Below are 13,722 nucleotides of genomic sequence, written 5' to 3'. Positions count from 1 at the left end.
CGTGGGGCAGGAATGCCCGACCGCGAGGTAAGGACTCCGTCCTGCTGACGGGAAGGGTGGCCCGCGCTCTATCCACAGGACGAGCGCCGGGAGGATGTCACGCATCCACCCTAGCTCTGGATTGGGAAGGATGGCCAGCGCTTTTGCACAGGCGCAGCAGGGCACAGTCTCAGTACCCTGGTTGATTGAGTCAATGCAGAGGTGGGATCCCTCTGTTGGGATAGCCGTTAGGGAGGCAGGTTCACGATGCAACTGCGAACAGCTCTGCCGCTGTTGTGCCTTTCTCTCTTGGTAGCTGCTTGCCGGCCCGGCGGGCCACCTCGCAGCATGGGGGGTGAAGGGGGCGGAGAAGGCCAACCCACACCAGTGGCCGTCGGCAGGGTAGAGGAACAGCAAATCGAAGAGACTTCAGAGTTCATGGCCAGCCTCGGATCCCAGCAGGTGGCCAGTATCCGCCCTCAGGTCAGTGGACAGGTGACCCAGGTGTTCGTGCAGCTGGGATCCCAGGTGGCTGCCGGAGCCCCTCTCTTTGAGATCGACAGCCGGCAGCAACAGGCGGCGGTGGCCGGCCAAACGGCGGGGATTGCCGCGGCCCAAGCCAACCTGGAGAGCAGCCGTGCTCTGCTCAGCCAGTTGCGGGCGGATCGGATGCGCCTAGAGGCAGCGGCGGAGTTTGCCCGGGATCTGCACGAACGTAACCTGCGCCTATTGGCGGAGGGGGCCATCAGCCAGTTGCAGGTGGATCAGTCCAGCCGCGATCTGCGCCAGGCGGAGGCGGCTTTGGCAGCGCAACAGGAGCAGATCCGCGCCCAGGAGGCAGCGATTTTGCGGGCAGAGCGAGAGGTGCAGCGGGCCCAGGCAGAGGCGGAGCGGCAGCAGGTGCAATTGCAGTTTTTCCAGGTTACAGCTCCCTTTGCCGGCATTGTGGGGGATGTTTTGGTGCGGCAAGGGGACTACGTGACGCCTCAGACGGTTTTGACCACCTTGACCCAAACCCAGGCGCTGGAGCTCAACCTCAACATCCCGTTGCAGCGGGCCCCCCAGCTGCGCATTGGCACGCCGGTGCAGATCCTGGATAGCCGCGGCGAGGTGATCGGCAGCAGCCAAATCTCTTTCATTGCTCCCGAAGCCAACGCCGCCACGCAATCGGTGCTGGCCAAGGCTCTTCTGGAGAACCCTGCCGGCCAGTTGCGCTCGGCGCAGTTTGTGCGGGCTCGTGTCATCTGGGAGGAGCGACCGGCCTTGCTGATTCCGGTGACAGCGGTGGCCCGCTTGGGAGCGCAAACCTTTGTCTACACAGTGCAAACGACGGAGCCGCCAGCAGAGGGCATGCCCCCGGGGGCGGTGGCGGTGCAAAGGCCGGTACGGCTGGGATCCATCCACGGGAACAGCTATGAGGTGCTGGAGGGCCTAGAGGCCAATGAGCCAATTGTGCTCACTGGCCTGCAAAAAATCCGCGATGGCGCACCGATTGTCGATGAGGTGCTTTTTCAGCAGAGGATGCAGCCACAAGGGGGAGGGAGACCTCCTGGATCCCCGCCCTAGGTCCTCTCTCCGGCGGTTTCCCAACTCAGCTATCCCCTTTCACTCCTCACTGCGCTGGACTATGTTTGTTGACTTTTTCATTCGCCGCCCTGTTTTTGCCAGCGTCTGCTCCATCCTGATCGTGCTGGTGGGGGCGGTGAGCATTCCCCTACTGCCGGTGGACTACTACCCTCAGGTGGCGCCGCCAGCCGTAACTGTGACAGCCGTTTACCCTGGGGCCAATGCCGAGACGGTGGAGACGACGGTGACCAACGTGCTGGAGCAGGAGATCAACGGCGTCGAGGGCATACGCTACCTCTCTTCGGTGAGCAGCAGCAACGGCACCAGCCAGATCACCGTTACCTTCAGCCCGGATCGGGATCTGGACACGGCGGCTGTGGATGTGCAGAACCGGGTGGCGCGGGCCCAGGGCCGGCTGCCGGCGGAGGTGATCCAAAACGGCATCAGCGTGGAAAAGGCCGGCGACAGCGCCTTTGTGCTGGTGTTGGCGCTGCGCTCAGAGGCGGGGGAATACGACGAGCTGTTTTTGAGCAACTACGCGGAGCTGTTTGTGCGGGATGCTTTGCGGCGCATCCGCGGCGTCAGCGATGTCATCATTTTCGGGGAGCGCACCTATGCCATGCGCATCTGGCTGGATCCGACGCGGCTGGCCAGCTATGGTCTGACAGCTCTGGATGTGGTAAACGCAGTGCGCCAGCAGAATATCCAGGTGCCCGCCGGCCAAATTGGCGGCCAGCCCAGCCCCCCGGATCAGGAGTTTCAGATCAGCGTCCAGGCCACGGGGCGGCTGTCGCAGCCGGAGGAGTTCGCCCAGATCGTTCTCAAGGCCAACGCCGATGGCAGCTTGGTGCGCATTGCCGATGTGGGCCGGGTAGAGCTGGGGGCCCAAAGCTACGATACGTTCTTCCGCATCGGGGGGCAGGAGGCGGTGGGGATCGCCATCACCCAACAACCGGATGCCAACGCCCTAGAGGTGTCGCGGCAGGTGCGGCAGACGTTGGCGCAGCTGGCGGAGAGTTTTCCGCCCGGCTTGATCTACGAGATCCCTTTCGACGCCACCCTGTTCATTACCGAGTCGGTGCAGGAGGTGATTTTTACCCTGCTGCAGGCTATTGCCCTGGTGGTGCTGGTACTGTTCATCTTTTTGCAAGATTGGCGCGTCACCCTCATTCCCACCGTTACAATTCCGGTGGCGCTGCTGGGGACCTTCGCCTTTGTGCGCCTGTTTGGCTTTTCCATCAACACTTTGACTCTGTTCGGCCTCACCCTGGCCACTGGCTTGGTGGTGGACGACACCATTGTGGTGGTGGAGAATATCTCCCGCTACATCCGCGACCGCGGCATGCGGCCTCTGCAGGGGGCCTCGGCGGGGATGAACGAGGTGTTGGGGGCGGTGATCGCCACGACGCTGGTGCTGCTGGGGCTATTTGTGCCTGTTGCTTTCTTTCCTGGCACCAGCGGTCGCATCTACCAGCAGTTTGCCGTCACCATTGCCGTGTCGGTTTCGCTGTCCACGTTTAATGCCATTACCTTGGCTCCGGCTTTGTCGGCGCTGCTAATTCGCCCCCGCTCAGAGCAGATGTTTTGGCTGCTGCGCTGGTTTGACCGCGCCGTGGAAGGGATCCGAGCGGCCTACTGCCGCCTGCTGGAGCTGGTGGTGAAGCTGCGGCTGTTGGTGGTGACGGGGTTTATTGCCTGTTTGGGCCTCACCTACTGGCTGTTCCAAATTGTGCCGACGGGGTTTGTGCCGGATGAGGATCAGGGCTTTTTCATCACCATTGTCCAGGGGCCGCCGGGGGTTTCCCTCAACTATACCGACAGGGTGATCCGGCAGGCCGCCGCTATTTTGGAGGGGATCCCTGAGATCGAAAATCGGGTGATCGTGGGGGGGTTCAGCTTTACCGGGCCCTCGCCGGGGAATGGGCTGATCTTTGCCACCCTCAAGCCCTGGGAAGAGCGGCGGCAACCGGAGCAATCGGCGCAAGCGATTGTCAACCGGCTATTTGGGCCTTTTTTGGGCGGGATCAGCCGCGCATTGGTGATCCCGATCCTGCCGCCGGCCATTCCCAATTTGGGGGTTGCGGGCGGGTTTACTTTCCAGCTTCAGGATCGGGGGGTGAACGATTTCAACCTCTTGGAGCAGACGGCCAACACCCTGTTTTTTGTGGGCAACTCGCCGCCCCCGCCGGGCCAACCCCCCTTGGGCTTGCGGATTAACCCGCCCACCTTCAACGCCAATTCGCCGCAGCTAGAAGTACAGGTGGATCGGGAGATGGCCCAGTTGTTGGGGATCCCTCTGTTGGATGTCTTCGGCACGCTGCAGACGCTGCTGGGGGGCACCTACGTCAATGATTTCGACCTGTTCAACCGCAACTACCGGGTCTATGTGCAGGCGGATCAAGCATTCCGAGGTAACCCGGAAAGCATCGGCCAGTTCTACGTGCGGGGTGGGCAGGGGCAGCTCTTGCCGTTGAGCACCCTGGTTCAGGTGGAGGAGACCACCAGCCCGGCCATCATCAACCACTTCAACCTCTTCCGCTCGGTGGAAATTCAGGGCAGCGCCCTGCCGGGCTTTAGCTCAGGGCAAGCGATTCGGGCTATGGAAACTCTAGCCGCCCAGTTGTTGCCGCAGGGGTTTGGCTTCGAGTGGTCGGGCCTGTCGCTGGAAGAAATCGAGTCGGGAGGACAGGCGCCGCTGATCTTTGCTTTGGGCTCGGTGTTCGTCTTCCTGGTGCTGGCGGCGCAATTTGAGAGCTATGTGGATCCCTTGATCATTTTGTTGGCGGTGCCGCTGGCGGTTCTTGGGGCTCTTTTGGCGCAACTGCTGCGGGGCTTGACCAACGACGTCTTCTGCCAAGTCGGGTTGGTGATGTTGATCGGGCTGGCCAGCAAAAACTCCATCTTGATTGTGGAGTTTGCCAACCAGTTGGTTGCCCAAGGGATCCCACTGCTCAAAGCTGCCACCCAAGCAGCCGAGACGCGCTTCCGCGCCATTCTGATGACCGCCCTGAGCACTATCCTGGGCATTTTCCCGCTGGCAGTGGCCAGCGGGGCCGGGGCCGCCAGCCGTCAGTCTCTGGGCACGGCGGTGATCGGCGGCATGTTCGTCTCGACAATGCTCAGTTTGCTGGTGGTGCCGGTGCTCTATGTCGTGATCAAGGGGATCCAGGTGCGAATTTTGGGGGGATCCCCTTCACCTGTGGATCTGGCGCATTTGCCGCCGCCGGAGGATCCCAAGGATCTGCTGCCTGGTGGCGACAGCGTTGGGTAGCAAGAGGGATCTGCTTGCTTCTTCTCTTCTGGCGGAAAAGCGAGTGGGGGAAGGGGGCACCTTTCATCCACCGAGGGCCCTGTCTTCGAGCAGTTCGAGCTCGGCTTCGCTGGGCATTTTTTCCCAGAACTGAGCCAGGTGTTGCAGGCCCACAAAGCCCAACTGCCAGAGGATCAAGGCTAGAGGGCCGTGCTGCTGCCGTTGGATCTTCAGGGCCAGAGCCAGTTGTTTGGGCTTGAGGAGCTGCTGCTGGGCAGCAAACTGGCAGAACTGTCGATCCCATTGGCTGAGGGCCTGTAAATCCGGCAGGGTCGGTTCCATAGGTTTGGCTGGGCAGGAAAGGATTGAATGTCGAGGATCGGGATCCTCGTACTGATTCTGGGGATCTTCTTGCGGATCCCTTGCAACAGGTTTCTTCCAGGGTACGTGAGCGCCCAGGCATCCCCAAGGCCAGTTCGGGCAGAGAGCACTGAGCTTTGTCGCAAAGCTGGCTTATAGATCCTGGCAGGACGGTCTATCCCCAGGGGTCGTCGTCGAAGGGACTATCTGACCAATAGCCACTCTGCTGGGATGGGGGGGGCTGTTGGGGGAGAGGAGGCGTGTAGGCAGGGGGTGGCGTTGGGATGGGGGTGGGTTTTTCCAGATCCTCAAGTCGAGGCAGGTCGGCGGGCTTGGGCTCGACACCAAGGCTTCTCAGCTTGGCTTGCGTTTCTTGCACTTGAGCATTGAGCTCTTCCAGGTAGGCGCGGTAGTGGTTGGCAGCTTCCAGGTACTGCTTGGCTTTCTTTTCGTTTTCCCGGACGACCGCCTCCAGTTCTTTGGTGCGAACGGTGTAATCGGCCTCTTGATTGGTGAGGTTTTCGATGGCTTGGTTGAGTACAGCCCGCCGTCGCTCCAGTTGGGCTACAATTTCCGACAACTGTCGTTCTCGCTCGCTAAGGCTGCGTTCCCGGTTTTGAGTTTGTTCCAGTTGAAAGCTGGCCTGGCTGAGCTGCTCTCGCAAATACATCACCTGGGGCTCCGTCTCGTTGCGTTCCTGTTGCAACTCAAAGACCCGCGCTTCCAAGTGATCTTTTTCCTGCTGCAACACTTCCCGCTCGTTCAAAAGACGGGTGTAGAGCTGGTTGAGAAAGTCCACCTCCATCACCACCTGGCTAAGCTGAGTGGCGTATTCCCCAACCAAAGCCAACTCCCGAGCGAGGTTTTGGGTTTCACTGGTGGCTTGATCGGTGAAAAACTGGGGAAGTTGGGTGGTTTCTCTGAGGCGTTGGGTAAATTGCTTGAAGCGGAAAGAAAAGTTGCTCGCCATTGCCGGTGCGGTAGCCTCGAAGATCAGGGGAATGCCGATGGTTCGATTTCACGATGTCTGGATTGCTTCCAATCTAACATCGAGCTACAGCTTTTGCGGAAGCTTGCCTTAGGTGGGATCGGGGGGAGTTTCAGGGGCCGGCATGGCAACTTCCCCAGAGGGATCCCGTTTCTCGGATTCCGGCTGGGGGTTTTCTGTCGCTCTGTTTTTATCCTTGTCTTTTTGGTCTTTCGAGGTGCCTTCTGAATCTTGGCCGGAGATGCGGCGCAACAGCCGTTGCAGGAGTGGGCTGCGGCGATCGCCGATGACGGAGAAGCGGCTTTCGATCTCTTCGACGGGGACGGGATCCATTTGAGCCAGCTCCGGCTCGCTGAGGAGGAGTACCCGTATCGTTGCAATGGGGATCTGCAAGAACAGGTTGGATCCCCAAAACCCGAAGGCGGCTATGGCCAGGCCGGCCAGGCGGGTGCCGTTGCCAGGGGTGAGCGGGGCAAAGAGAGGGGCAAAGTCGTAGAGGCGCTCACCGACTTCCAGCATCAGGATTGCCGCCAACAGCGTCAAAATCTTATGTTCGGGGCTGAGGAAGGCGGCCAAGATGCGGCGCTGCTCGAGGGTGAGTTCTTCTGGGGGGACAGAAGCCACCCACACGCTAAAGATGTCAAACGGTTTGCGCCACTGCATGGCAAAGACCGGCCCAATGCCCACCACGGCCACCCAGGCCTGCTCTACCCCCACCGGCAGGAGGGGATCCCCTGTGGCCAGCCCGATCAGGGTCAGCCCCACCCACAAGGGGAAGAGGAGGATGCCGGCGGCATGGATCCAGAGGAAAGGTTCCTGCCAATGGCTGCGCATGGGGAGATGCCAAAAGGGACAGGGGAGAGCAGGGCTAGGGGCGGGATTTGTCCACCACTTCCAATTCTGTGAGGCGGAAGGTGACTAATTTGTCCCAGTTGCCGCCTTCAAAGAGGACAGCGGCATGGTTGTCGGTAACCCGCTGTACCTGGCCCTCAAAGCAGTAGTAGGTGTCGTTGGGGTTGATGACCCGCACGGCAACGCCGGGGTAGATCGGGGGAAGGGCTTCGAGGAGGGTTGGGGTTGGAGTCGTGTTCACGTTTCAGCTATCCTCTTTTTTTGCAGAAGCTCTGCCTTACTATTATGGGGGAAAGCCCCTCTCTTGCCGAGTCTCCCCCTCGTTGAGCTTCTTCCCACAGCGGTTCGCCGAGGGTTGGGCAATGGCTGAGGTGTGGCTGCCAGCCCGCTAACACGAAAGGGGCCTGCACTGCAACTTCGACGGTCAACCCAGCTCCCCCTCAAGGCCCCAGACCATGGCTACCGGCGCACAGTCTTCCCCCTCCCAAATCTGGCATGTGTTGGTGATCGATGATGAACAAGGACGGCGGGCTGTGGCCCTCAGTGCTGCCACCTATTCCATCGGCAGGGATCCCAGCAATGCGATTGTCATCGATTCGGCGGCGGTTTCCCGGCAACACGCGCTGCTGCTGCGGCTACCCCAAAAAGATGGCCAGTATACCTACCGGCTGCTGGACGGCAATATCGAGGGCAAGCGCAGCACCAACGGCGTCTCGGTGAATGGGCAGAGATGTTTGAGCTGGGATCTCAAGGATGGGGATCAGATCCTGTTGGGGAATCAGGTGCGGATGCAGTACTGCATTCGCCAGTTGTCAGACGAAGATTTTCAGCGGTATCTCCAGTCTGTAAGCTTTCGCAGCGTGAAGGCGGAGGTGGTGGATCGGCGCTCCACAACCATGCAGCGGTTTGATCCGCCCTCGATGCAGGCAATTTTGCCCCAAGAGGAGACGACGGAGAGAATTGACGTGAAGCCTCAACGCCGCAATCCGCTGCGGCTGCTGTTGCAGACGCTCTGGGGGCGTTTGAGGGGGAAGCTGAGATAACTTAACCCTCGGGGATGCCCACCCGTTCTGAGTCTGGGAGCGATGACGCGGTCTCGTCGGCGCCGCCTTTGCGCTCTTGCTCTGACGCTTCTGCCTGCAAGTCCAGGAGGGAGGGGGAGTTGGCTTCCCCAATCAACACTCCCCGCAGCCAGAGGGGAGCGACAAAGGTGGTGGCAATCACCATGACGATGATGCTGACATCGAGGGCATCGGAGAGAACCCCACTGGCGGCCCCCACACCGGCAAACACCAGGCCCACCTCACCCCGGGGAATCATGCCCACTCCGATGGCGTAGCGGTTGATGCCCGGCTTGCCAAAGGCCCCCAAGCCCGCTGCTAGCTTGCCCACAATGGCAACTCCGATCAAGAAGACGGCAATGATCAGCCCCTCTCGGTTGACGGGGAGGGTGGGGTTGAGTACGGCAAGGTTGGTTTTGGCCCCAACGCAGACGAAGAAGATGGGCACCAGTAGGTCGGAAATGGGCTTGATCTGTTCTTCCAGCTCTTGCCGTTTCTCGGTTTCGGCCAAGATCAGGCCAGCGGCAAAGGCGCCCAAAATCGCTTCTAGATGAATGATTTGCCCCACATAAGCCAGCAGAAAGGCCAGCACGAGGGCGGGCAGAAGGGGGTTACCTCGGGTCTTCAGGCTGTTGAGAAGGGCCACAAAGTAGGGGCTGAGAAGGCGCCCCAAAACAATGGAGCCGACCAAGAAGACGATGGCACTGAGGATGATGATGCCGATATCGGAAAGGTTGACTTCTCCGTTTTTGGCCAAGCCCGCCACCACGGCCAAGATGATGATGCCCAACACGTCATCCAAGACGGCGGCGCCGATGATCACCTGTCCTTCTGGGGAGGTGAGTTTTTGCAGCTCGGCCAAGACGCGGGCGGTGATGCCGATGCTGGTTGCTGTGAGGGCAGCGCCGGCAAATATGGCGGGGATAACGGGCACATGAAACAGGTAGAGCAAGCCCAGGGTTCCGGCCAGGAAAGGCACAGCGACCCCGATGACGGCTACGGCTGCGGCTTGAGGGCCGACCCGCAACAGCTCGGCCAGATCCGACTCGAGGCCGATTTCAAACAAAAGGACGATCACCCCGATCTCGGAGAGGATGTCGATGATCTGGCTTTGGGAGGAGAACACCTGTACCAGGGATCCCTCGTCGAGTCCGGCAGTGGCTTGCAGAAATTGCATCAGTGCTGAGGATTGAGCCAAGGTGTGCAGCTCTTGGCCGGAAACTTGTCCTTCTGGGAAGACAAGCAACCCCAGAGCGGAGGTTCCCACCGTAACGCCCCCCAGCAATTCTCCCAGCACCGGCGGAAAGCCGAGGCGAACGGCGATTTCTCCGGCAATACGGCTGGCCAGATAGATGACCACCAGAGCCATCAGCACCGCCGCCAAGATCAGGGGTAAAAGATTGGCAGCCCCTTCCGGTTCAAGGGGGGCAGCGGCTTCAACAGCAAGCAACACTGAATCTAGGTTGTTCAACAGCAAGATCTCACCCTCAAATGATGAACAGCTTTTTGTCTCGGGCCGGCCCTGGTGGGAACGCTGCCGTTCCCATTCCTTTCGCCCTTCTGCTGGAAGACTGTTACAGAAGCTAACCTCCCTTGGGAACTGTTGGCAACGCCCAGGTAGGCACTCTTATACTCCAGATAATTGATACTTATCTGGAGTATTGTCTCCACAGACGTTCCCATGAGCAGGACGAAGCCCTTACCACTTCCTCTCCTGGAAAACCCCTCAGAACCGGCAATCCAGGACAAGCTGCTCCTCAGGAGGAAGCCTCGCCTTGGCCCGGTGCAGGGTCGGATCCATCCAAATCGGACGATGGCCCAGACAGATCCAGAGGATTAAAGCGGTTCATGGCTGTCCTCAGTCCCTCTTGCAAGCAGCACTCCACGGCCTCTACCGCCACATCCAACACCCGCTCCAGCACCTCTTGTTCTGCAGGGGCGAATCCACCCAACACATGCCCGACCACATCTTGGCTGCCCTTGGGTTTGCCCACCCCCAAACGCAGCCGTGGAAACGCCTCGCTCCCCAAGTGCTGAATGATGGACTTCATGCCGTTGTGCCCACCGGCAGAACCGGATCCCCGCAGGCGCAGACGACCCAGCGGCAAGTCCATGTCGTCGTACACCACCAGCACAGAGGCGAGATCTAACTTGTACCAATCCAGCACCGCCCGCACCGATTGGCCGGAACGGTTCATGTAGGTTTCCGGCTTGAGCAAGCGTCGCTTTCCTCCCAGGGCAAACCCTTCTCCGTAGCTACCTTGGAATCGCTTCTCCAAAACCAACGGGATCCCCCAGCGCTGCGCCAGCCGATCCACCACCATAAAGCCGCAATTGTGGCGGGTATTGGCGTATTGAGGGCCGGGATTGCCCAGGCCCACAACGAGCTGCAGGGAAATCTCATCGGTTCCCTTGGGCTTGACCTGGGTCACAACGTTTCTCGCCTCCTCGAGCTAAAGTAAGGCATCGCTGCTTTGAGTGGTGTTGGCGTGTTTTTGGGCTGCTGGTCGCCCCGAAGGTGTCAGATACCCAGCCGGACTGAGTCGGGACAGCGGTGAGGATCCCTGGGGGCAAATGGCTCGCCGCCCATGACTCTGCCATTGTTTATTGTCAACGCTCATTGTGAACGCTTCTGACCAACCCTGCTATGAGCCTGCCCACCCCTTTCGGTCTTCACCCCAGCACAACCGAATTCGATGCCTCGGATGCCCTGCGCCTCAGCCAGCGTCTGATTCAAGTGGGGATCGCCCTCTCCTCAGAAACGGATCTGCAGCGGCTGCTGGAGTTGATTGTTGCTCAAGCCCGAGAACTGACCCACTGTGATGGGGCCAGCCTTTTTGTCCGAGAGGGGGAGGAACTGCGCTTTTTCGTGGTCAACCGCCATGAGGAGCTGCGGGATCTGCGCCTGCCCCTCAGCCCTTCCAGCATTGTGGGCTATGTGGTGCTCACCGGGGAGAGCCTGAATCTGCCAGATGTCTACCACCTGCCCGCCGACCGGCCCTATGCCTTTAACCCACAGGTGGATCGGCAGACCGGCTATCGCACCCGCTCCTTGCTCACTGTGCCCATGCGGGATCCCTCAGGAAAGATCCTCGGCGCCCTACAACTGTTGAACCGCCTAAAGCCGGATCACCCCACCCCCCTAGCTCCTGACCAAGTGGCCGAGTGGAGCCAACCTTTTTCTGAGCTGGAAGTCAGCGTGGCAGAAGCCCTAGCCTCCCAGGCGGCGGTTGCCTATCAAAACGTCCAATTGCGGGAAGAGCTCAAATCTGCCCACTTCGAGACCATCTTCTGTCTGTCTCTGGCCGCAGAATACCGGGATCAAGATACCTCCTTTCACCTGAAGCGGATGAGCAACTACTCTCGCATCATCGCCAAGCACTTGGGCCTATCCAGCCATGAGCAAGAGCTGATCTTCTACGCCAGTCCCATGCACGATGTGGGCAAAATCGGGATCCCGGATGCCATCTTGCAAAAGCCGGGGCGTCTGACCCCAGAAGAACGGCAGATCATGAACCGTCACCCTGAGATTGGTTATGAGATCCTCAGCAAGTCCGACTCCGAGCTGATGCAAAAGAGCGCCATCATCGCCCTTACCCACCACGAGAAGTTCGACGGCAGTGGGTATCCGCGCGGCCTCAAAGGAGAAGGGATCCCTCTAGAAGGGCGGATTGTGGCCTTGGCCGATGTATTCGATGCCTTGGCCAGCCGTCGCCCCTACAAAGAAGCCTGGGCTTTGAATGAGGTCTTTCAGTTTGTAGAAGACAACAGCGGCAGCCATTTCGACCCGCAAGTGGTGGCCGCCTTTAACCGAGGACGCAGCGAAATTCTGGAAATCTACCACCGCTATCAAGAAACCCGCTAAATCCAGCTTCAAAGGGATCCATCCCCGCAAACTGCAAAGAAGGGATCCCCGGCCATCCTTTCCGTACAATCCCGCAGAATCTTATGGGCAAAAGGTGGGATCCCAGGGCAAACTGAAGGTGGTCGATTTTCTGCAGGAATCACCCCATCAAAGGCCGATTTAGGGCCGACTTTTTGTGTTGCTCTACACATTGGCATCCAACCCATCTGTACCCAACGTGTGCCGAGGATCCCTGTGATGGCTACCCTGACAAATCCACCCACTCCTACCCTATCGATCAACACCAAGCTGCGCGATTTGGCCTTGGTGGAGTTTCAGGTGAGCGAGTCCACCCCTTGTGAGAACGTGGTGCGCCGCCTAGAAGATGACAGCAGCCTTTCAGGAGTCATCGTGCTGGACGAGCGGTCACAGGTGCGGGGAATGTTGACCCGCCGCGCCATTCTGGAGTGGATGCTTAGCAAGCCCTACGGCCTGGATGTGTTTTTGAAGCGGCCCATCAGCTCCATGGTAGAGTTCCATAGCCGGGATTTTCTCTTGCTCCCCGGCGACTGCGATGTCATCCAAGCAGCCGACCGGGCCTTCCGACGGCCCGAAGAGACCATCTATGACCCCGTGGTGGTTCAACTGGGATCCCAGGACTACCGCCTTCTCGATGTGCCGGTGTTGTTGGTGGCCCAGGCCCAGGTGCATCTGGCCACCCAGCGCAAGCTACAGGAGCAGCAGGAAGAGATGAAAAGGATCTTGGCAGAGCTGGAGCAGGAAAAAAACCGCAGCCTCCAGTATGCCCGGGATCTGGAGCGACAAAAAGCCGAGATCCTCAACCAAAACCTGGCCTTAGACATGGAACGTCGCCGGGCCCAACAGCGCTCCGAGGAGTTGGCTCGCCTCAACGCCCGCATCATTGAAATCAGTTCTGTGCTCTCTGAGAGAGGCAAATCCACCTTTGCCGCCACCTTTGCTGGGGTAGAAGCGGTGCGCACCCTCTTCCAGGAAATTGCCGACAACAACCAGGAGCTATCCCGCGAACTCAAGGAGATCAACACCATCGTGGATTTGATCGTGGAGGTGGCAGGATACATTCGCCTGCTCTCCTTTAACGCGGCTGTAGAGGCCAACCGCAGCGGTGGTGCCGGTGGCTTTGGAGCCATTGCCCAGGAGATCCGCAAATTGGCCGGGCGAACCACTGAAGCCAGCAACCGCATTCGCAGCTTGGCAGATCGCATCCAGCGCCAGAGCCAATCCACACTGCAATCGGCCCAGAGCAGCGCTGAGGTGGTGCAATCCCTTTACCAGCAGGCCCAGTCGGCCCAGTTGGCCCTGGAAGAGCTGCAAACCCTGTTGGAACAGGCCCAGATCTAGCCTCCCTTTTGGGTTTGAGATTCTTTTGGATCTGTCTGATCCCTAAGGTTGCCATGGTGGCTAGGGGTCAACTTTCCCCTCTCGAGTCTCATAAGTATAAAATTGCCCAGCCACGGCAAGGGTTTCAAAGTGGTAGGTGGGCAAGGAGATCCCCAGTGGGCCAAAGTTGAGCAACGACAAATCGGTGGTGTAGAGGCTGAAAAGGATAAAATTCTGCCGGCGGGTTTGGCGCATGAACAGAGCTTCTAGTTCGGGCTGGAGCTCTCGGACAAGGGCATGACATTCCTCAATCAAAGTGACCAAGAAAGACGGGATCTGAGCGCAGTATTCTCGCGTAGCGTAGGCGGCCAGTTGTTACCCTGCATGGGTTCTGTACTGATACATTCACGCTGAACTCTCCTGAACATGGTTCAGGAAAGAAGCGATCGCATCCTGCCTATCT

Annotated in this window: 12 protein-coding genes; 5 read left to right on the top strand and 7 right to left on the bottom strand. The window is 59.4% G+C overall.

All coding sequences use genetic code 11. The features are described 5' to 3' along the window. Nucleotides 1–246: 246 nt before the first annotated feature. Both NW839_RS08440 and NW839_RS08435 read left to right on the top strand, forming a co-directional pair. Nucleotides 247–1,545, top strand: coding sequence for an efflux RND transporter periplasmic adaptor subunit (locus NW839_RS08440; RefSeq protein WP_414350309.1), 1,299 nt, complete (start codon nucleotides 247–249; stop codon nucleotides 1,543–1,545). A 61-nt stretch (nucleotides 1,546–1,606) separates the two neighbouring features. Further along, nucleotides 1,607–4,816, top strand: a complete 3,210-nt coding sequence (locus NW839_RS08435) for an efflux RND transporter permease subunit (RefSeq protein ID WP_414350308.1) — start codon at nucleotides 1,607–1,609, stop codon at nucleotides 4,814–4,816. A gap of 63 nt (nucleotides 4,817–4,879) precedes the next feature. On the opposite strand, the gene NW839_RS08430 is transcribed toward NW839_RS08435, so the two are convergent. The 4 genes from NW839_RS08430 to NW839_RS08415 all read right to left on the bottom strand — a co-directional run bounded on the left by NW839_RS08430 (nucleotide 4,880) and on the right by NW839_RS08415 (nucleotide 7,236). Then, a complete protein-coding gene (locus NW839_RS08430; protein WP_414350306.1) occupies nucleotides 4,880–5,137 on the bottom strand; it encodes a DUF2949 domain-containing protein in 258 nt (85 codons plus the stop codon). A gap of 193 nt (nucleotides 5,138–5,330) precedes the next feature. Continuing rightward, nucleotides 5,331–6,125 carry a hypothetical protein gene (locus NW839_RS08425; RefSeq protein ID WP_414344360.1) on the bottom strand — a complete coding sequence of 265 codons (795 nt, stop codon included), beginning with the start codon at nucleotides 6,123–6,125 and terminating at the stop codon, nucleotides 5,331–5,333. A gap of 108 nt (nucleotides 6,126–6,233) precedes the next feature. Continuing rightward, complete coding sequence (locus NW839_RS08420; RefSeq protein WP_414350305.1) at nucleotides 6,234–6,977, bottom strand: low-complexity tail membrane protein; 744 nt, start codon at nucleotides 6,975–6,977, stop codon at nucleotides 6,234–6,236. A gap of 34 nt (nucleotides 6,978–7,011) precedes the next feature. After that, entirely contained in the window at nucleotides 7,012–7,236 is a 225-nt protein-coding gene (locus tag NW839_RS08415) for an NAD(P)H dehydrogenase subunit NdhS (RefSeq protein ID WP_011432364.1), read from the bottom strand. 214 nt (nucleotides 7,237–7,450) lie between these two features. Here NW839_RS08415 and NW839_RS08410 point away from each other — a divergent pair, with 214 nt between their 5' ends. Beyond that, entirely contained in the window at nucleotides 7,451–8,038 is a 588-nt protein-coding gene (locus NW839_RS08410) for an FHA domain-containing protein (protein WP_414350303.1), read from the top strand. 1 nt (nucleotide 8,039) lies between these two features. Here the strand turns inward: NW839_RS08410 and NW839_RS08405 are convergent, their stop codons facing one another. Both NW839_RS08405 and pth read right to left on the bottom strand, forming a co-directional pair. Next, nucleotides 8,040–9,506, bottom strand: a complete 1,467-nt coding sequence (locus NW839_RS08405) for a cation:proton antiporter (protein WP_414350313.1) — start codon at nucleotides 9,504–9,506, stop codon at nucleotides 8,040–8,042. Between the two features lie 307 nt (nucleotides 9,507–9,813). After that, nucleotides 9,814–10,488 carry an aminoacyl-tRNA hydrolase gene (gene pth / locus NW839_RS08400; protein WP_414350302.1) on the bottom strand — a complete coding sequence of 225 codons (675 nt, stop codon included), beginning with the start codon at nucleotides 10,486–10,488 and terminating at the stop codon, nucleotides 9,814–9,816. Between the two features lie 215 nt (nucleotides 10,489–10,703). Here pth and NW839_RS08395 point away from each other — a divergent pair, with 215 nt between their 5' ends. Continuing rightward, a complete protein-coding gene (locus NW839_RS08395) occupies nucleotides 10,704–11,921 on the top strand; it encodes an HD domain-containing phosphohydrolase (protein WP_414329064.1) in 1,218 nt (405 codons plus the stop codon). Nucleotides 11,922–12,158: 237 nt separating this feature from the next. Further along, on the top strand, nucleotides 12,159–13,280 hold the full coding sequence (locus tag NW839_RS08390; protein ID WP_414350301.1) for a methyl-accepting chemotaxis protein: 1,122 nt from the start codon (nucleotides 12,159–12,161) through the stop codon (nucleotides 13,278–13,280). A 60-nt stretch (nucleotides 13,281–13,340) separates the two neighbouring features. Here NW839_RS08390 and NW839_RS08385 read toward each other — a convergent pair whose 3' ends face one another. Then, nucleotides 13,341–13,631, bottom strand: coding sequence for a DUF4359 domain-containing protein (locus NW839_RS08385; protein WP_414350311.1), 291 nt, complete (start codon nucleotides 13,629–13,631; stop codon nucleotides 13,341–13,343). Nucleotides 13,632–13,722 lie beyond the last annotated feature (91 nt).

Source organism: Synechococcus sp. R5-15, from assembly GCF_047462035.1.
Classification (GTDB): Bacteria; Cyanobacteriota; Cyanobacteriia; order Thermostichales; family Thermostichaceae; genus Thermostichus.
This window is presented reverse-complemented; position numbering and strand designations above follow the sequence as displayed.